This window comes from Colwellia sp. 5_MG-2023 (assembly GCF_030547795.1).
In the GTDB taxonomy this organism is placed as follows: domain Bacteria; phylum Pseudomonadota; class Gammaproteobacteria; order Enterobacterales; family Alteromonadaceae; genus Colwellia.
Genome location: NZ_JAUOPW010000042.1, coordinates 1 through 18,252 on the forward strand (window position 1 = coordinate 1; position 18,252 = coordinate 18,252).

Below are 18,252 nucleotides of genomic sequence, written 5' to 3' on the forward strand. Positions count from 1 at the left end.
AGTTTGTATGCTGTAGTGCATCGTACGAATAATATGACGTATGCTTTCTAAAAAAGGAGATGGAGACATAATTAAACATCTTTATAAAAATATATTACTGAGCCGGCTCAGTAATATATTAAAAATGGCAAACATCACTCAATATAACTGCCTATCTATCTGAATTTACGTTGATTTGTAGTTTTTATAAAGTACAGATGTTACTGAGCCGGCTTAGTAATATCGGTACTTCGATTTATATTGTATTTTTATTGTTTCTAATCCGTTGAAGTTATGAGATATTATTGCGAATTAAATAAGAATTATGAAACGGATATTACTGAGCCGTATACATAGTAAGCTGTTATGTAACTAGGAGAGTTAAGTTAATATGGAAGGTTTTATAGGTATAATTTTGGTTTTAGTTATTGGGCTTTTTTGGTTAATCCCTTTAGTCATGTTATTAAAATCAAAGAGAACATCAGGTGGCACGAAAGCACTTTGGGTTTTAGCGTATGTATTCGTAGCTTGGTTCGCATGGCTAGCGTATATTTTACTTGTCCCTAAGAAGCAACCAACCAATAATTTTGCAAACACTCAGTAAGCGTTACATAACAAGTCATTGCAAAGGACTAAAAACAGCTGGCCGTTGCTCGTGCCTCGCCATTTTGGCCAACAATTTTTAGCCTCTGAATGAGGCGTTAAGTTCACAAAGGAGTATGGATGTCATCATTGAACTTTGAAGATGAAAAAAATAATTTTCGCGAATTTTATAATGAAAAACATGAAACGCTAGAAGCAGCTAAAGGTGCTTTTATAGCGATTATTAATTCGATTCTTGCAGATGAATATGCGATTTCTGCGGTTACTGGGCGAGTAAAAGATCGCGATGAGTCAATTAAAAAATTTGCACTTAAATACCAATCAGCTCTTGAAGAAGCTCAAGAAGAATATGAAATAAAAAATCACATCACAGATCTTATTGGTCTTAGGGTTATATCTCTTTATGAGTCAGATGTGCAGAAAATAAAAGATGTACTAGCTGAAGAGTTTGAAGTAATTGAAATAACCGATAAGATCAAAGATATCGAAAGTAAAGAATCATCTTTTGGTTATAAGGGGTTGCATGTAGATCTCAAGCTTAAAACTCCAAGAAATACAATGCGTGAATATTCAAGGTATGCAGAATTTCGTTTCGAAGTACAAATTAGGACAATAATTCAAGATGCTTGGAGTGTCTTAGACCACAAAATAAAATATAAAAAATCAATTCCTTTACCCCTTAAAAGAAGGATCAATACTTTAGCAGCTCTTTTTGAACTTGCCGATAGAGAATTTTATAGTATTCGCGAAAAAACTATAAAAGCAGCTGAAGATGAAAAACAAAAAGCAAAAACAGCCACACCTTCTGAAAATGAAGCGCTTAATGTGTTTTCATTTCTAGCCATTGTTGACGAACTATTTGATGGATATGATTTCCACTCGTATAAAGTAGATGGTTTTGTTTCTGAAATATTAAGTTATGGTGATGTAACCCCAAGTGAATTTAAGTCAATTATTGATAATAATTTCTCATATATTGAAAAATATAAAAATTCAATTGATGAAACTCCTACAAGAAAACATGCTTTTAACCCTTACACGGAACTAAGACATGTTTTATATCAATCAGACAAAACTAAATATGAGAGAGCATTATATGATTCTCAAAGAAAAAAGTTTAGTGAATGGTCTGAAGAAAATCCGCAATAAAGTGAACTTAACAAGTCACTCAAAAGGACAAATAACAGTTGGCTATTTACTCCTTCGTCGTCTATTTTAGCCAACCATTATTTGCCTCTTAGTGAGGCGTTGAGGTTGTAGAATTTCTCTTTTTTAGAAAAAAAGGCGGATTTCAGGGGTTCCAAATGCATTAGCTAACGTCTAAAAAGCGCTTAGAATTGATTTAAGGAACTCGTTTTTTTATCAAATTTGGCTGTTGGAGTTATTCTACAGCCTCGTTAGTGCTACAGGAGAATATCGTTGAGTTCGAATGAAAGTGTTCTAGTTTTTATGCGTTTCGTAACTGAAAAGCATAAAGAAGTAATTCTATCTTTAGATCAATTGGTTCAGGCTCTTGTTGGTGAAAACGCGCCAAATAAAGTAGCAAAAGCTGAAGATGCTTTGAAAAAAGCGAGAGACTTACAATCAGCTATATCAAAACAAGATAGTCCCGCTTGGCTACCGAGTTTAGTTCAAGGCTTACATCACTATGTAACTAAGGCTTGGAATCAACAACATCTCATAAATCATCTAATAGATAATGTTGCAAATATTAAGCAGCACAAGTGGGCATTTGAGAACGCAGAAGAAAAAGCGTTTGATTTTGATTCTATTTATGAACATTACAAATCAGAAAGCAGAATCCCTGAATTATTTGATGAAATAATTAAAATTCTCGAAGAAATTGAATCAAGCGGTGAAATAGATAGTCTTACAATGATTACCGCCCTTGGTAAAGTCCTCGCAACTTTGAAACAAAATAGAAATGGCTCTTACTTTTCACTTAATAGCGCTTGGGAATTTTTAGTTTCTTTCCTCAAAAATTACATGTGGAGTGAGTTATCCAAATTACCTATGCTTGGTAGTGCAATGGAAGCACTTGAAAAAACTATCAAAGAAACAAATGAAGAAATGTTTAAAGTGCATTCGGCCATAGAAAAAGAAATGTCTAATGTAGTTGAAACAGAGATTAAAGGCCTTAAAGGGAAATCTGCATTTCCATTTATTAGTTATGATCGTTCAGGGGCAAAGCTGGGAAGTAATGCAGAGAGATTAACTGTAGATCAGAAAGTGTAGCACTAACAAGTATTTAAAGCAGGACTGCTAACAGTTTGCTCGGTTCCGCTTCGCTGCACAATTTTAGCAAACTATTATCAGCCCCTTAAATGGGCGGTAGGCATTCAGGAGTCAATTTGGCACACGAAATAATCAGCAGTCTGAAGGAGCAAGAATACTCCATATCAATGGCTGGGTTTTTAGCAACAATATCGACAGTAGCTTATAGTGGTTTAGGATTAGCGGAAAACCTTCCTTATATTAAAATATGCATTTTTACAGCAATTGGAGTCTTATCTATTATTGGAGTTGCACTACTATGCGATTACATACTTGATCAAGCTGAAATAAAAGACAAAGAACGCTATTTTATGCTTGGTGGCGGCTACTTCATTTTTGCGTCTCTTAGTGCTGTTTTATTGTTTGGGTTACTTTACCAGCATGGCTCTTTTTCAATAATAAAGGAGTATTGGGCACCAGCACATTTGGTAGTTTCAGTGCTTGCTAGTTTTTCTTTATTTGCCAAAGCAATGACTGAAAAAGCTGATTGGCCCTTATGGTCAATGTGGTCTTTTGTCATTATAGCTTTATCTATTTCAGTAGTTAGTAAATGTGTAGGTTAAGTAAATGCCTAACAAGAGACTATGGTTAGTTATCAATACAAAACCTAATCCGAATCAATTCTTGACGACTAACAGCTAATGTCCGCAATGTGGCAAAAGTGCTCATACAGAGAAAACATGGCAGAGGGGACTTTGAGCTTATTGCAGTCTGTGTCTGTCGGAGTTAAGTAAGCGTGAGGCCAAGTTTGAGGTATTACAAATTAAAATGCTAAGGACTTACACTCACATTTGACGCGCGATCAATACTGTATATGTTGATTATATTTTCTATCAACGAGTAAAAAAATTGTTTCTCAACATTCTCATCATCAAGCAGCTCAAGCTGCGGCATAACATCATTTAAAATTTGCATGGGGTGTAAATTGAAAGGATCGACACTGTAATTTAAGTAATAAATAACTTTTTGTTGCTCCTGGCTCATAGTGTTAATTCTCTTCTCATCAAATAAAATCACGTTGTTTTTGTACTCAAAGCGTTCTATTAATGAGTTCAATTTTAATATTACTTCATTCATAAGGTATCTCTCTTTTATAAGATATGGTGGCTTACAGTTTTGATTATGTTAGTTTTACAATTAATGTTACCTCTTTAAAATTGTGCGTTGTTGTAGGTTGTTTTTTCTATTTTTAGTTCAATAATTCGATCAATTGATCCAATTTTCTCTCTAATTGATTTTGTTGTTCTTGTTTGTTTTGTTGCGATAATGTCAATCTTTTGAGCGCTTGATTTAGTGTTTGTTGATTCGATATTAGTTCGTTTTGTTGTGCTTGAAATTGATCTAGCTGTATTTTTAAGATATTGATATCGTTCTTTAATTGCTTTTCGCGTTTTTCTGAAATTTCTGAAGTTTTTTGTAATTGAGATAATAAAATCGATTGCAATTCTTGCTTGTTGTTCGGCTTTTGCGATTTTGATGTTGAAATCACTGATTTGTCCATGGGATATTTTTCCTATTTTTTTTAATTTATTTTTAAAGCTAACTCGCCCTTTTTTGTTGTTGTTTTTGATATTTTTGTATCTAGGGGGAATATCAAAAACTGGCCGTTTTGGTCGTTGTAGAATGTTATGCCGTGTGTTTTTTTCATGATTTTTTGTAATGTTTGTTGTTGCATTACTATTTCGTATTTCAACTGTTTTTGTTGCTCGAGTTTTTGTTGGATTGTTGTTGACAAGTACTTCATTAGGGCGCTCGATGAAATCATTAATACGAATAGAATTACGAATGTTTGCACTAGCGTTCTCGTCCAATTTATTTTTGTCAATGTTTGTACTTTTTTTTGTGTTGTCGCCATTTTTTTCAATTCGTCGTTCAATATTTGATTCGTTTGTTTCAAATTTTGTAATTGAATTTGGCTGAATTTCTCTGTCGTTTGCGCCATATTTTTTGAGGTTTTTTGCAGCTCTTTTATCAATTGATTGTTCAAATTCTCGTTGAATTCTTTCAAAATAATTTGAGTTTCGTTCTCGACTAAATCCTTCTGTTTTTGTGTTTGTTGTTTCAAAATGCTGGTCATTTTTGAAATGTTGTTCATAAAACTTTCCTTTCAGTCTCAACCGATCTTTTGATGCAGAATCACTACTATCGACTTGAATTGTAATGAAATTTTCAGATTTTCGTTTTACTTCGTAATTAAGTTTTTGTAATTCTTTGATGACATCATCACGCCCATTTTTTAAGTGGCCATCGACGAACATTTGTGAAAAATGTTCGTCGATGGCCACTAACAGTTCTTTTTTATCGCGTGGCAAACTGGCATTTGATTGTGTTAATTGTGCACGATATGCCGAGTCAGGCGATGAAAAATTATTTTTTTGATTAGTTAGTTGTTTAAAATAATCGACGCGTTTTTTGTCTATTTTGTGAAGATACGGAGTGAATGATTTTTCACTTTTTAAATCGATATTTGTAAAAACAAAATGTAATTCTTTTCTATTTTTGTCGTTGTGCTCGATCCATAACGAGTTATAACGATTTTTTTCAAATCCGCAAAAAATTGTTTTCTCAAAATCTTCAATTATATTATTAATAACATCTTGTTTAATATCGCTTTCTTCAAAACTTAGAACGCCGCTCGTGTAGCGATTTTTATTTGTAATAGAGTCAATAACAGCTTTTGTTAAATCAGCATCACCTCGCTGCACGATCGGTGCAACGCTTCGTATTTGGCCGCTCGAATCTTTATTATTTAAAAGATAATCAATTCCGCCGCTCACGCCTGTCCCATGACGAAAAAACTTAACTAACATTATGAGCTTTAGTTGTATTTTCTGTATTTTCTTTATTTATTGTGGATTCAAATGCAGTTAATAAAAAAGGTATTTGATTTGGCGTATAATATTTAGTAGCTAATTCGATTAAACTTTTATTTTTTTTGTGAGAATCGACGAAAAAATAAAAAGCGAGATCATTTAGAAGCAGCCATTTTATTAGTGTCGAAGTGAACGAGACATAAGGATTGCTTTCATCTTCTTGCATTTTTCTTTCGTATTCTTCAATTGCTTCTTTTTCTTCTTGTTTCATCGATGTTTCTTTTTTATATTTAATAAAATATTCAATCAATTTTTTTAAGTCAAAATCATATTTTCTATTTTTTATAATCATTTCTATAAAAAATGGGTCGATATGTAGAACAAACATCGCGAATTTACTTTTTTTATTCGCGATTTCAGCGACCGCCATTTTTTCAATACTCATTTTTTATTCCTCATTTTTTTGTTGATTTTCAATTATTATTTTTAATTTATTATCAATGTTTTGTAATTCGATTGTGCATTTCAAAACGTCAAAATAAATTTCTGATTTTTTTGAATAATTTAAAACTCGCGCGATTTGATTTATATTTGCTCCGATTTTTGCAACTTCAAAAATTAAACTTGGATCACAGCGAGGTACATGTTTTACAACTTTTTGTTGTAAAACGAGTTGACGAATAAACGCGCTCAAATTTGAATTTGTGCGTTTTTTAAATTCGCTGAACTCGTCTTTATTCACTCGCACTTTTATAATTTTTTCGCGCTTCTCTTTCATTTTATTTTTTTTTGTCTTTTTTTAGGGGGTGAAGGGGGAACCCCTTTCAAGCAGCCTGTGTCCGCAAAACGAAGTTTTGTGGACACAGGCTTATGCTTGCTTGTTTGTTTCTATTTACTATTTTAAGTTAGCACGTATTTTTTTGAATAGAAAGAAGTAAACGAGCCTAACCTGTTGATTTGTATGTATATATTATATGTTACGTATAAGAGGGCTATTTGAGGAGTAATAAAGTTTCATACTGAGTAATAAGTGTCATAGTAAGTATTAAAATATCATACTTAAATTTCATATATTCCTTACTGCAAATTCGGTTATTCCACTATGGCCCCAGTTAACAGTACTTGTAGATTTCAGTGCTTAAATATTATACCATATTGGAATTCGTGGTAATAAAGGTGTGTTATGTCGTTTGAAGTTGGACATAAACCAGTTAGAAAAAGACCTGTTTCAGAAGCTGTTAAGCGAATTGAAAGTAGCGCTAAAGGTGCAGGTAAAATTAGAGATAAAGCTCAGTTAAAACATATTTTAGCTAACGCTAATCGTGGCGAGTGTGCCGAAAGGAACGTAGCCTTAATCTGGTTTTTGTTCGGTTCACTTACTCGAATTACTGAAACTTGTTACTTGCGAGTTAAAGACGTTTTCTATAAAAGCGGTGAATTCAAAGCCATTTTTAGAGTGAAAAAAGATTATGCAAAAGGTGGACAAAGCCGTGATTGTGCTTTGGTTCTTAAGCAGCAACGCAAAGCGTTATTAGCATGGCGAGATAAGCGAATACAAGATAAGGCTTTCTTATCAAATGATGGTAGTTATGGCGGTTTGAGTGGCGATAGTCCTTTGTTCTTATCATTTAAAGGTCAAAAGGGTTTGAAGTGGGTTAGTCTTGCGTTTCATCCTAAAAAATACACAACCATTGACGGTAAAATTAAAGAAACTATGGTTTGCTCAAGTATGGAAAACTATATTAGAGAATTATTTAAAAAATGTGGCTTTAAACGTGGTAGTAGTCACTCAGGGCGTAAAAGCACAAGCAGCTTTTTAAGTGATATGGGTGTGCCATACGATGTAATACAAATGGCTATCGGGCATGTTAGTGATGATATGACAGATACTTATATTATCCCCAACCCACAACGGTTAACCGATGCACTAAACAATTTATATAAAACAGTTCCACCATTAGGAGTAAAGGATTAATGATAAACGAACAAGAACCAATTTGGGGTACGCACTGTATGAAGTGTGATCACAACAAAAATTACTATGAGGGTGAGAATGTACCAGAGTCATGCCCGGTATGCGGTGAACACAAAGAGTATTCTATGGTCGACCTAGAAGAACTTAGATCCAAACTCCTTTTTGCAAAACAAAATCAAGCATTCAGCTAAAAGGCTTTCCTACCTTTTATGAAGATGGTGAATACGTCATGCCAATAAACCTTTGGATGAATCACCTCGTTAACGTTAAGCGCGCGAAAAACATCAATTCAAACGTTCGTGCCATAAGTCGATATTTGCGCTTTTTAAAAAGCCATGGACTCTCTTGGACTGAAGTGGTCAAGTAAAATTGGCCACAGTTTTGTAGCTTAACCTGTATCTTTGTTCTGATTCATTTGGACTTATTCCACCGTTGTACGTATGTGGCCTGATCTCATTATAATAATCCATGATGTAATTAATGATCGCATGCTTAGCTTCATTAAAATTCTTATATCCTATTGTTGGTATCCATTCAGTTTTCAAACTTCTAAAAAATCGCTCCATCGGTGCATTATCCCAGCAGTTTCCTCGACGACTCATACTCTGTGTTATTTGATAACGCCAAAGCCGTTGTCTAAATTTCCTGCTGGTGTAATGCGTTCCTTGATCTGAATGAAATGTCACCCCTTTAGGCTGACCTCTACTTTCATAAGCCATCATTAGGGCTTGCATGGTTAATTCACTATCGGGTGAAGTTGATAGTGCCCAGCCAATAATCTTTCTAGAAAATAAATCAAGAACGACCGCAAGATACGACCAACGATTACCCGTCCAAATGTACGTCACATCTCCACACCAATAAGTGTCGGGGTCAACAACAGCGAATTGACGTTTGAGTCTGTTTGGGATGGCTACATGATCTTTATTCGCCTTTTTATATTTATGCTTAGGGACTTGGCAACTCACTAAACCTAGCTCATTCATTAAACTTCCTGCTCGATAACGACTTAATGGATATCCCTCATTGGCTATCATGTCAGCTATGCTTCTAGCACCGGCTGAGCCGCCACTAAGAGCATGAAGTCGCTTAACATCTGCTCTTAATTTTATTTCCGACGAGCTTAAATTATTATCCTTGGCGATCCAATATTTATAACTGCTGCGATGAATACCAAACACATCGCATAAGATTTGGATCGGGTATTTTAGTTTATTGCTCTGATTGATTTTCTCAATTAAAAAGTATTGTTCAGGGAGTCTGACATCAACAGAGCTGTAGCCTTTTTAAAATATCTTTTTCCAATTCAATGCGTGCTATTCGCTTTTTTAGTTCACGTATTTCAATTTGTTCAGCGGTCATTGGTGTTGCTTTAGGTTTTATTCCTTTGCGTTCTTCTCGAAGCTGTTTGACCCATTTTCCTATCGTGGAATAGCCAACTCCCATGGCTTTGGCTGCGTCCTCATGTGAGTAACCGTTATCGACAACTAACTGTGCTGTTTCTAATCTAAATTCTGGGCTGAAATTTGTTTTTTTGGGTTTTGTCATTGGTATCACCTATCGTTATGAGATGCATAATAACACCTCTAAGTAGGTGGCCAAATTAACTATGCCACTTCATTCTTACGTGGCGAGAAATAACCTGAAGAGATTTATAGCTAAAATTTTACTTCACAAACTTATAATTTAACCTTAAAGTAACACTGCGAGAGCAAACCACCCTCACAACAAACAATAACGCAACAAAAATGCAAATTAAAAACTATTTAATTACATTGATTGTGTTTTTAATGTATAAGGAAAATATAATGGAGTTAGATTCTGTATTTGTAGGCCAGTTTTTATTTGTGTTTGCAATAATTATTGGAGTATTGAGTTATTTATTGGGAAGAAAAAAAACAACCTCGCCTGTATTAACTGGAATCGTTGGTTTTTTAACTGCAATGATTCCGCCTATTGGGTTAATTTTTATCGCTGTTATAGCTTTAAAAGATAATCTAAAACAATAAACCATAAGTTTGGATCTCAATTATTTAAGGAAGATAAACAGTGAAAAATATATTTTACGTTTTAGTACTAATATGCTGTATAAGCAATGTAAAGGCCGCGCAATTTTCAAATTGCACAGGCTGTAATTCATCTATTTCATACAGTAATGCAGCAGAAAGTGAAGCTCTAAAAAAAGGTTCATCTCGAAGTTCAGTCTATAGCTTTAATATGGCTAGTAATCAAATTAAAGCATATGATGTTTATGTTGAATACGAGCCTGGTGGTTATGGAATCGCAACAGCAATTGAAAATTCTGTTGATGCTAATACTCAACAAAGCTTTAATGCATTAGCTGCTTCATATTCTGCAGTTGCTGAGCATGTGAGCTCAAACCAGATTATACCCAGTAATGTTGCTGGTAGTGCATATCAACTAATTAATGCTAGTTATGTTAAGAACAACGTTACAGATTATTATAATAATAATCAATAATTTAGAACGAAAACAGCTAATTATGTAGCCGCTGCTGTCGGGTTTGCTGGTAAATTGGTGAATATAACGCTTACTCTAGATGTATATTTTGCTGATGGCTCTACGGCTAAATTTTCATTATCTGGAATTGATGGGAACGGAGGTCTAGAATTAAATTTAATTTCAGCTCGTGATATTGACAATAATGATATCCCCTTAACCAAACAAGGATATGAAACCTCTGGAGAGAGAAACTTTTCTACTGGTGGAAATGCTGCAATCGAAGAGTATATTGCCGCAGCTAACAGATGGGGGGTAGAGGTAGTAAGTGGAACTGGAGGAAGCGGTGGCCGCCAACAAATGAACTGTGATTCAAATGGAAAATGTATCATTATTTGGATACCAAATTAATCTTAACCGTAAAAATAAACTTCACTCTTATGTATAAATAAGAGTGAAGTTTATTCTTTAATTTTCTGATAGACTCAGTTACAAAATAAGGAAATAATTTGATTATTCAAGAAGCCTACTAAAATCACATATTTTTATCTTTAGCTTTCAGGCTCAAAAAATAATGCAACTTAAAATCCTTTTTAAAAGCTCCACCATAACTAAATAGCTCCTCATCGGTTGGTTCTTAAGAAAACTTGAAGTTTAATTCTATTAATGATCAAATAGTTACGCTAATAAAAATGACTAAAAACAGAGTTCACATGCAGGTTAACCAAATTTCAAATCAATCAAAAGCTCTATACCTCAGAAAAGCACCTAATTAAGCTTGCAAAAGCCTCGGATTTCAATTACGCCATCGATGCTTGTCGACTGTCTCTGCTCAAGGCTGTCTTCAAGAACTTACCTTGTCTGCAAGATGCTAAACTGTCAGATATCCATCAAAATCTGCAAACGCAGGCTAATTAAACAATAAGTTATAAACCTTTTCATAATCAAATCAGCTAGTACAGCTTTATCATGACGGCACCTTAATCGCACAGCCCCCTCGCTCACATCGTTTAGGCGGGCATACAACACAATCTCACCATATGCCTCTGGGGCATCAAAAACAGCATGAGCAGTCACCGATAAATTTACGCTCATGGGCATTAAGTATCGGGGAGTATACCCACCAAATTGTTGAGTTACAGCTCAGTGGACGACGTCCCCCCGAGCACGCTTATCGTGCCTGTTTAGGGGTGTTAAGTTTAGCTAAAACCTATTCAAAATAGCGGCTTGAGCAAGCGTGTTATCGCGCAATCGTGATGAATACGACAACACTCAAATCAATTAAGCAGATGCTGAAAAAAGGGTTGGATCAACAACCGTTACCCACACAGCAAACAGAGCCAGAAAAGCCAGTTACACATAGCAACATACGTGGTACAGATTACTACCATTAAGGAATGAAAACATGGTAGACACCATTAACTAGCAACTTCAACTACTCAAGTCATCAGGCATAAAAAACGCATTAAAACAGTAGCTTGAGCAGCCTAACTTATACCAAGAGTAAAGCTTTATAGAGCGTATCAGTTTATTGCTAACACATGAAATTGACACGCGTGAGCAAAGAAAAATCGACCGGCTCGTGCGACATGCTAAATTCCGCTTACCAGCTCAGTAAAATCAACTGATTTACTCGCCGACACGTAATATAGAAAAAGCACAGATACGTAACTTAAGCCAAAATAGCTTGCTAAACTTACACCAAAATATCTTAATCACCGGCGCAACAGGCTGTGGAAAAACCTACCTCGCATGTGCCTTAGGGCATGAACACTGTTTGCAAGGAAAAAGTGTTTACTATATTCGATTGAAGGAACTACTTGAAAGCCTGTTTCTAGCACAAGCAGATGGCAGTTACCGGAAATTACTGGCGAAGCTAATAAAGTATGATCTACTGATTTTAGACGACTGGGGGCTTGAACCACTGAGTGCACAGCAACGAGGTGACTTACTCGAATTAATCGATGCGCGGTATGGGTATAAATCACACATAATTATAAGCCAGCTCCCACAGGAAAACTGGCATGAGATGATCGGAGAATCAACCCATGCTGACGCCATTTTAGATAGACTAATTCATGGTTCGATTAAGTTGAACTTAAAAGGAGAATCGAGATACGAAAACAGTTAAATAAACTGACTGATGATGATCAGTTAAGCTAATTTAAAAACGGCTCTACAAAATGATAAATCAAGTGATCAAAGCTGATGAGAATCGGTGATCAAAGTCATGAGAATACGCAATTGACAGAATACTTTCTGGCGATACAGTACGTATTGATGCCAAACGAGGTTTAAGTGCAATTGCAGTTGAGGAAGAAGCTAACCTTGGTCATGGCTCAGCTTACTATTACAAAGATGTCATTGAAAAAATTAAACTATGGGAAGTCCAAATATCACTTATTTGTTAGTATAGATAATAACGATCTAAAATAGAAACCATCTGGCTCAAAAGAGCCTTCACGGTCACGGGGCGTATCAAACTCACCATCTTCCGTTTTGATGTGCTTGCTTGTTTTACCATTTCGGCTATTGGTGTTCTTGGACTTACTGTGTTTTTGATAGCCTAAATGCTCATCCATTTCTGCATTAAGTGCCGTTTCGACAGTTATTTTTTTTAACATCTGGCTAAATTGATTTAAATCGTCAGGTGTTTTAATGCTTTTAGCTGCTTCTTTAGCAAACGCTTCGAGTTCTTCTTTATTCATGTTCATCGCCTAATCCTTAAACTCTTGATAGAGTAAATTATGATAGGCAGTTACACAAAATTAGTTACACTCTCTCTGGGGACATTAAAAGCTCGTTTTTTAAGCACACCATAAATCTAATACAAAATGTAATGTAGATTGCTAATTTCAGATTGGATGTGACCTACGAGTCAACATCATCGAAAATAGAGCGGTTTGTTACATAATTATTTGAGTGTGAGTTTCCAAAATACTCGTTGTCACTCCAAGCAGGCTTTCTTCAACTGATGCATACTCCTTTGCCATATAAACTTTTACTATCGCCCCAACGGGTCATTTGTCTAACGAGCATTGGGCCGATTTAATCTTATCCATATTAATAGCAAAATATCCCTTATCTTTCTATATCAAATAAATAACAAATTGATAAATTTCTAATGAACAGGCATAAACGACCGATAGGGTTGATTTCATGGCTATGGGAGAAGCCTACAAATGTAAACAAAAATTTTCTGAGTGGATGATTTCTCGTTCATAGCTCATATCAATCTGCAATTCTAATGAATGGAAAGTACCAATTCTGGAAAACCGTTTTCCAGACCATTAAAAATTACCATTTCTTTGCGATTTTTCACTTTTTCTGGAAAAGCCTTCTAGACTAGATAAAGTGTAGGTTTCCAGAGTATTTCCAGATTTGGATGTACAGAGTAGTTTGTATAGGGAAATCAAAGTGAAGTATTTAAGATGGTTTAATCAAGTACGTTTGTTAGCTGAAAGTGAGGGCTTAGCCAATTGGGAAAGTATGGCAATTTGGCGTGATTTGTTTTTACAAAACCTAACCGCTGGACAAGTATTAACTAAAGTAAAAACAGATATAATAAAAACCAAAGTAGATAACTTTTAATGTTGGAAAGACGGAGATAAATATGAATAACGAAATAGCCCATGAAACAGATGCAATGTTACATCAAGCAGTTAAATCTATAGACACTCTTTTTGAAGAGGGTTACGCACAAAAAAATCCAGAATTGGTTTCTGCTTTTTTACTTGCTGCATCCAACAATAATATTGCTGCATCAAACAATAAAGCATAGTTGAATAAATCAAACAGCCCCTTAATTGGGGTTTTTCAGTATTAAAACAAGATGTTGGATTATGAAAGACAATTTAACTAGAAACGTATTTTTGCGTATAAATGGACAATTACATCAGTTGTGCCACCCAATTACATCATAAGTGCCAGTTAATATCATTCAACTCTGCCACTGATAAATATGATCACTTTGTGCGCGTTGCTGACGTTTGAGCTTACCTCACTAACGGCAGCTCCCATGCATATGGCGGCTGTTAGCATTAAGGATTCCCTTATGACTTCTGCTCCGACTATGCAGGCATGAACTTAATATGATCTTTGGCTATTTAGAGTTTTATGTAGATGTTGGTTTTTCATGATAAGTTAATGTGCAATTTTGATTTTAAACTTGAACCAAATAGTATTTAATAATGAACTTAACTGATTAAAGGACTAAGTTAACAATGAGTAATAAACCTGTATATAAGGCGACTTCTAAACGTAAAGATCGCACCCAGAAGAATAAACATTTGGTAGAATTTGAAGCTGTTATGGTGGGCAGTGGCCAACGTATAATTGGAAAAATGTATTCGCCATCTCATAAAGTAATAGGACAGCAGCCAACTGCAAGAGGGGTGACGCGAACTGCAAGAGATGAAGCTAAAAATAAAGATCTAAAAGTAACTGATTTTGAAATTAACAGGAAAATTCAACAAGTCGAATTGAGTAATAAAGAGCTTCAGAGGATTGTTCGTGATTTAAGGCAAACTTTTCAAGTCACAAAAATAACTGTTGCAGAACTAAAATCTGAAGTACAAAAGCTTGCTGATGGAAAAGTTAAGTTAGAACTTAAAATGGCACACCAAAACTATCTATCATGTTTTGGGTTACAACAACATGAAATTGAAAATAGCATAACTTTACCCCTACGAATTTATATTACAGATGTAACAGCTAAATCTGATATTGAAAACTTGCTGTTTGAAGAAAATGAAAATGTTGTTTTTGAAGCGATAGGCCCAGATATAAAAGGTTCATGGTATAAAGAAATTTATTATAAGTTAACAGGAGAGGACGCTAAAAAATATAAAGCCTACGCAGAGAAAGCAGCTAAGTTGAAAGCATTTGAAAAACCTCAAGCTGAAGTAGATAATTTAAATGCCGATACAATATCTAAGCTTTTAAAGGCTTTAGAGAATACTCCTGAAGGTGCACTCCAAAATGGCCGTGTATTAGTGGTTAAATTTATAAATCCTGAAACTCAACAGTCTCAGGTTTCGTCTCAATTGCTTTCTATAGACGAGCTAATTTATTTAGAAAATAATAAAGGTTTGATTCAAAATCCAAGACTTATTCTAGAGCAAATAGCCCTTGTCCATAATGATGAAAAGCCTCTGTTACCCGATAAACCGACTCATTAATCATCTAATCTTCAATAAGTTATAAATACTACACTAGATCTCAATCTTCACCAAATAAGGCAGGATAGTTATCTTCATAACTAATTGATTAAGTACTTATTTAAAAGTCTACTGATTACACCAAATAGGTAACCTTATATTTTTTAATGAACTACAAAAAATGACGCAATAAATGTAATTATTCATTTGATGACGTTTACTCTTAAAGGAAGGCCTTCAAGTAAGTAAATTTCACGGCTTTTAATTACTATTTCGTATTAGGGCCACGATTCTTATAACAAAAAATAAAGTTAATTTAAAACACCAATAAAAACAGATGCTTATGTATTTATTTGTTAAGGTGGCACGATTTTTACAGTTCTTTTTTTTGTGTTTTATTTGCTTTTTTTTATCAGATTTCACGTGGCGTCGAATTTCTAAAAAATGAAATCGAGTTCTATGTAAAATCTGATTGAAAATGGCTGTACCCTCAGCCATTTAAAAAAAATGCTCACAGAGAAAGTTGCTCGTTTTTTATGCGAAGCATGCAGCGAAGCGATAAAAATCTTTGTTTAATCGTATTTCGATTAGCTTGCGATGTGAGAGGAGTTTCTTAAGTTGCAGCACTGCATAAAATAACGGGCTGATGAAAGGTGTTACTTCACCACTTTATTAATTGTTTCTACTTTATTTTTTTAAAAATTCCCTTCATCTTGCCAAACTTCACTTAAAAAAAATGGGGTTGAAACACGTTCGTTTAAAAAAATGTATGTGACTGCCGTGGCTGCTATATATGAGCCATGTTTTTTAGCTCTCGCTAACGAGCGTAGCGAGTATAAAAAGCGAGACATTAATTTTTTAATCTTTTTTTTGATCTTAAACTATATATTTTCTTTTTTTCTTTACATAACTCTATTGTTGCTTATATTTGACTACTAATTTACGTATATTTGTCTATTTCTAACTTGTATTTTCACGTATATCACTTATATTTGTTGTTTCTTATTTTATCAACGTAAAATGTGTATAACTTTTAATATTCTGTTGATTTTTGATGAAAGTACGCATAATAAAATAGACATGCACTCTTAATAAATACATTTTTTTGTTTTATTTATAAAAGATTGTCTAAATTTTTAATGACGCCCATAAAAAAACGCGCAGAGGGAGCTCAGCGCGTAAGATTTAGCTTTAAAATTTTAATTGATGTTACGATGTACTATGCTTAAGAACGTGCCGATTTTTTGATATGACTGTTTGTGTGATTGTTCAATAATTCTTTATTTTTCTTTTTATATCGCTCAACTTTCAAATCAAAAATTTGTATTTGATCTGCTATTTTCATTAAATATTTTTTTCTCAAATTCAGTGTAAATCCTTTTTCATTTTTTTTGTGTTTCAAATCAAATGTTAAACGAATCGATGAAATTGTTTTGATGACTGCTCTTATCGTTCTCCAGTCGCATCCAAATTCGATTGAAAGCCACTTGAAGCTGTAAGCTGTAAATTTTGTCATACTTTTTTTAAACGCGACTGATTGAGCTACTATATTCAACACATATGCCTCAATCGTCACAACTAACCTTTGATGAAAAGCGCCTTTTCCTTTCATTTTTTCTGCATCTGTTGAGTGAGGATTGACTTCGATCAACGCTGAGATTGAGTTGTCAATCTGTAATTTTTTAAATGTTTTATAATATGAAGCGAAGACGTCGCGAAAGACAATTTCTTCAGAATTAAATGTATAAATACTTTCTCTTTTAATCAATATTTTATCATCGACAAAAGTTTTTAAATATTTTTTGTATGAATCAACGCCAATTCCACAGAAATTTTTAACATTGCTTGGCCAACATTTTTTAGTGTCAAAACCACTATTGACTACAATATTATATGCTACGTGCGCAAAAACCCACGCTGCACCTGAGTTGTAGCGTTGCACAATTATCATTGATACAAAAAGACGTGTTTTTTTCATTAGATTTTTTATTGTTGTCTTTCTTTTACTAGCGAAGATACTAAGTTTTTGATCTTACTGTCTTCACTTCCTTTTCCGATTTCTAACATAATCTCTTGAATTTCATGTTCAAAAAAGACTACTCCTCTTCCCAATGAAGAGCTTTTAAACGGCGGCGGCATCAAACCGTTTGCTATTTTACGTTCGATCGTTGATTTTGAAAAAGTTGTCATTTCAACAACATCTTTCTTTTTTATAAATTTTACTTTTACATTTGAAATTTTTTTCATTTTTGACACCTTTTAAAATTTGACGATTTCAGATTTCAGAAGGAATCATACGATACTTTAATGGGAGCGTCTAGTAATACCTTTAAAATCAATGGTTTAGTGTATGTGACATATAATATATACGTATATTTATATTTGTAAGGTGTTGATAAAGTAGCTTTATAAATATTTAAAAAAAACTAAAAATATTTTAAAATTGGCCAAATAAGTAAGATTATTTAAAGTTAAGGTGGTATGTAAGGTGGTACGTTTTTGTTTATTGTTTTTAATGTTGTATAAATACATGGATTTATAGGTCTTGGTTGGCGGCCTCGCTCACCGCCATGTTTAGAAAACCCGTTGATCGAAAGATTAACGGGTTTTTTGCTTTTAGTTATATATATACCTATTAGCAAGGACATATATGGACGCTCTCCAGAAATCAAGCCGAACTTAAGTAACCTATTAGCAAGGACAGTCGCTTAACCTATTAGGATATTAGCAAGGACAGTCGCTCAAATTTGAACAACACAGACTTCTCAACTAAGTTTAATAAATAACCTGTAAGTGAGAGGTCTTTTATGACAACTGCCAGAAAACAACTTATTAGCTTAGCTGATACACCTTATTATCACTGTATTTCTCGTTGTGTTCGTCGTGCCTTTTTGTGCGGTGAAGATAAAAATACAGGGAAAAATTTTGACCACAGGCGAGGTTGGGTAGAGGATAAATTACTTAGCCTAACGCAGGTGTTTGCCATTGA

General features: G+C 34.2%; 19 protein-coding genes and 3 pseudogenes. 14 read left to right on the forward strand and 8 right to left on the reverse strand.

The features are described from left to right. The first annotated feature begins 370 nt into the window (after positions 1–370). From Q4496_RS17240 to Q4496_RS17255, 4 genes are all read left to right on the forward strand, one after another. Positions 371–583, forward strand: coding sequence for a hypothetical protein (locus Q4496_RS17240; protein ID WP_303610905.1), 213 nt, complete (start codon positions 371–373; stop codon positions 581–583). Between the two features lie 119 nt (positions 584–702). Further along, positions 703–1,731, forward strand: a complete 1,029-nt coding sequence (locus Q4496_RS17245) for a GTP pyrophosphokinase family protein (RefSeq protein WP_303610906.1) — start codon at positions 703–705, stop codon at positions 1,729–1,731. Between the two features lie 270 nt (positions 1,732–2,001). After that, on the forward strand, positions 2,002–2,817 hold the full coding sequence (locus Q4496_RS17250; RefSeq protein ID WP_303610907.1) for a hypothetical protein: 816 nt from the start codon (positions 2,002–2,004) through the stop codon (positions 2,815–2,817). Positions 2,818–2,933: 116 nt separating this feature from the next. Next, positions 2,934–3,419 carry a hypothetical protein gene (locus tag Q4496_RS17255; protein WP_303610908.1) on the forward strand — a complete coding sequence of 162 codons (486 nt, stop codon included), beginning with the start codon at positions 2,934–2,936 and terminating at the stop codon, positions 3,417–3,419. Between the two features lie 208 nt (positions 3,420–3,627). Here the strand turns inward: Q4496_RS17255 and Q4496_RS17260 are convergent, their stop codons facing one another. The 4 genes from Q4496_RS17260 to mobC all read right to left on the reverse strand — a co-directional run bounded on the left by Q4496_RS17260 (position 3,628) and on the right by mobC (position 6,447). Then, on the reverse strand, positions 3,628–3,933 hold the full coding sequence (locus Q4496_RS17260; RefSeq protein ID WP_303610909.1) for a hypothetical protein: 306 nt from the start codon (positions 3,931–3,933) through the stop codon (positions 3,628–3,630). Between the two features lie 74 nt (positions 3,934–4,007). Continuing rightward, positions 4,008–5,633, reverse strand: coding sequence for a relaxase/mobilization nuclease domain-containing protein (locus tag Q4496_RS17265; protein WP_303610910.1), 1,626 nt, complete (start codon positions 5,631–5,633; stop codon positions 4,008–4,010). Between the two features lie 22 nt (positions 5,634–5,655). Beyond that, entirely contained in the window at positions 5,656–6,114 is a 459-nt protein-coding gene (locus Q4496_RS17270) for a hypothetical protein (protein ID WP_303610911.1), read from the reverse strand. A gap of 3 nt (positions 6,115–6,117) precedes the next feature. Continuing rightward, entirely contained in the window at positions 6,118–6,447 is a 330-nt protein-coding gene (gene mobC, locus Q4496_RS17275) for a plasmid mobilization relaxosome protein MobC (protein ID WP_303610912.1), read from the reverse strand. 405 nt (positions 6,448–6,852) lie between these two features. Here mobC and Q4496_RS17280 point away from each other — a divergent pair, with 405 nt between their 5' ends. After that, positions 6,853–7,644, forward strand: coding sequence for a tyrosine-type recombinase/integrase (locus Q4496_RS17280; RefSeq protein WP_303610913.1), 792 nt, complete (start codon positions 6,853–6,855; stop codon positions 7,642–7,644). A gap of 359 nt (positions 7,645–8,003) precedes the next feature. Here the strand turns inward: Q4496_RS17280 and Q4496_RS17285 are convergent. After that, positions 8,004–9,192 (reverse strand): IS3 family transposase gene (locus tag Q4496_RS17285; RefSeq protein ID WP_303610914.1). Its coding sequence is split into 2 segments (ribosomal slippage): positions 8,004–8,925 and positions 8,924–9,192, totalling 1,191 coding nucleotides; the frame shifts between segments, so codons are not numbered across the junction. 260 nt (positions 9,193–9,452) lie between these two features. Here Q4496_RS17285 and Q4496_RS17290 point away from each other — a divergent pair. The 5 genes and pseudogenes from Q4496_RS17290 (at position 9,453) to istB (ending at position 12,267) form a co-directional block, all read left to right on the forward strand. Beyond that, entirely contained in the window at positions 9,453–9,653 is a 201-nt protein-coding gene (locus Q4496_RS17290; protein WP_303610915.1) for a hypothetical protein, read from the forward strand. A gap of 40 nt (positions 9,654–9,693) precedes the next feature. Next, on the forward strand, positions 9,694–10,125 hold the full coding sequence (locus Q4496_RS17295) for a hypothetical protein (RefSeq protein ID WP_303610916.1): 432 nt from the start codon (positions 9,694–9,696) through the stop codon (positions 10,123–10,125). A gap of 57 nt (positions 10,126–10,182) precedes the next feature. Then, positions 10,183–10,515: a hypothetical protein gene (locus Q4496_RS17300; RefSeq protein ID WP_303610917.1), complete on the forward strand. Its 333-nt coding sequence runs from the start codon at positions 10,183–10,185 to the stop codon at positions 10,513–10,515. Positions 10,516–11,360: 845 nt separating this feature from the next. Next, positions 11,361–11,498, forward strand: a complete 138-nt coding sequence (locus Q4496_RS17305) for a hypothetical protein (protein ID WP_303610918.1) — start codon at positions 11,361–11,363, stop codon at positions 11,496–11,498. Positions 11,499–11,557: 59 nt separating this feature from the next. Next, positions 11,558–12,267, forward strand: a pseudogene (gene istB, locus Q4496_RS17310) (IS21-like element helper ATPase IstB). Positions 12,268–12,548: 281 nt separating this feature from the next. Here the strand turns inward: istB and Q4496_RS17315 are convergent. Next, positions 12,549–12,812 (reverse strand): annotated as a pseudogene (locus Q4496_RS17315) (transposase); the annotation flags it as partial. A gap of 709 nt (positions 12,813–13,521) precedes the next feature. Here Q4496_RS17315 and Q4496_RS17320 point away from each other — a divergent pair. The 3 genes from Q4496_RS17320 to Q4496_RS17330 all read left to right on the forward strand — a co-directional run bounded on the left by Q4496_RS17320 (position 13,522) and on the right by Q4496_RS17330 (position 15,284). Then, positions 13,522–13,695, forward strand: a complete 174-nt coding sequence (locus Q4496_RS17320; protein WP_303610919.1) for a hypothetical protein — start codon at positions 13,522–13,524, stop codon at positions 13,693–13,695. A gap of 22 nt (positions 13,696–13,717) precedes the next feature. Continuing rightward, positions 13,718–13,885, forward strand: a complete 168-nt coding sequence (locus Q4496_RS17325; protein WP_303610920.1) for a hypothetical protein — start codon at positions 13,718–13,720, stop codon at positions 13,883–13,885. A gap of 442 nt (positions 13,886–14,327) precedes the next feature. After that, complete coding sequence (locus tag Q4496_RS17330) at positions 14,328–15,284, forward strand: hypothetical protein (RefSeq protein WP_303610921.1); 957 nt, start codon at positions 14,328–14,330, stop codon at positions 15,282–15,284. A 1,204-nt stretch (positions 15,285–16,488) separates the two neighbouring features. Here Q4496_RS17330 and Q4496_RS17335 read toward each other — a convergent pair. After that, on the reverse strand, positions 16,489–17,241 hold the full coding sequence (locus Q4496_RS17335) for a hypothetical protein (protein ID WP_303610922.1): 753 nt from the start codon (positions 17,239–17,241) through the stop codon (positions 16,489–16,491). Between the two features lie 8 nt (positions 17,242–17,249). Continuing rightward, positions 17,250–17,510: an AlpA family transcriptional regulator gene (locus Q4496_RS17340; protein ID WP_303610923.1), complete on the reverse strand. Its 261-nt coding sequence runs from the start codon at positions 17,508–17,510 to the stop codon at positions 17,250–17,252. Between the two features lie 560 nt (positions 17,511–18,070). Between Q4496_RS17340 and Q4496_RS17345 the strand changes: the two are divergent. Next, positions 18,071–18,252, forward strand: a pseudogene (locus tag Q4496_RS17345) (transposase); the annotation flags it as partial.

Coding starts and splice junctions, on each gene's coding strand:
- Q4496_RS17290 (WP_303610915.1), top strand. CDS start 9,453: ATGGAGTTAGATTCTGTATTTGTAGGCCAGTTTTTATTTGTGTTTGCA.
- Q4496_RS17280 (WP_303610913.1), top strand. CDS start 6,853: ATGTCGTTTGAAGTTGGACATAAACCAGTTAGAAAAAGACCTGTTTCA.
- Q4496_RS17305 (WP_303610918.1), top strand. CDS start 11,361: ATGAATACGACAACACTCAAATCAATTAAGCAGATGCTGAAAAAAGGG.
- mobC (WP_303610912.1), bottom strand. CDS start 6,447: ATGAAAGAGAAGCGCGAAAAAATTATAAAAGTGCGAGTGAATAAAGAC.
- Q4496_RS17270 (WP_303610911.1), bottom strand. CDS start 6,114: ATGAGTATTGAAAAAATGGCGGTCGCTGAAATCGCGAATAAAAAAAGT.
- Q4496_RS17240 (WP_303610905.1), top strand. CDS start 371: ATGGAAGGTTTTATAGGTATAATTTTGGTTTTAGTTATTGGGCTTTTT.
- Q4496_RS17245 (WP_303610906.1), top strand. CDS start 703: ATGTCATCATTGAACTTTGAAGATGAAAAAAATAATTTTCGCGAATTT.
- Q4496_RS17335 (WP_303610922.1), bottom strand. CDS start 17,241: ATGAAAAAAACACGTCTTTTTGTATCAATGATAATTGTGCAACGCTAC.
- Q4496_RS17325 (WP_303610920.1), top strand. CDS start 13,718: ATGAATAACGAAATAGCCCATGAAACAGATGCAATGTTACATCAAGCA.
- Q4496_RS17330 (WP_303610921.1), top strand. CDS start 14,328: ATGAGTAATAAACCTGTATATAAGGCGACTTCTAAACGTAAAGATCGC.
- Q4496_RS17260 (WP_303610909.1), bottom strand. CDS start 3,933: ATGAATGAAGTAATATTAAAATTGAACTCATTAATAGAACGCTTTGAG.
- Q4496_RS17340 (WP_303610923.1), bottom strand. CDS start 17,510: ATGAAAAAAATTTCAAATGTAAAAGTAAAATTTATAAAAAAGAAAGAT.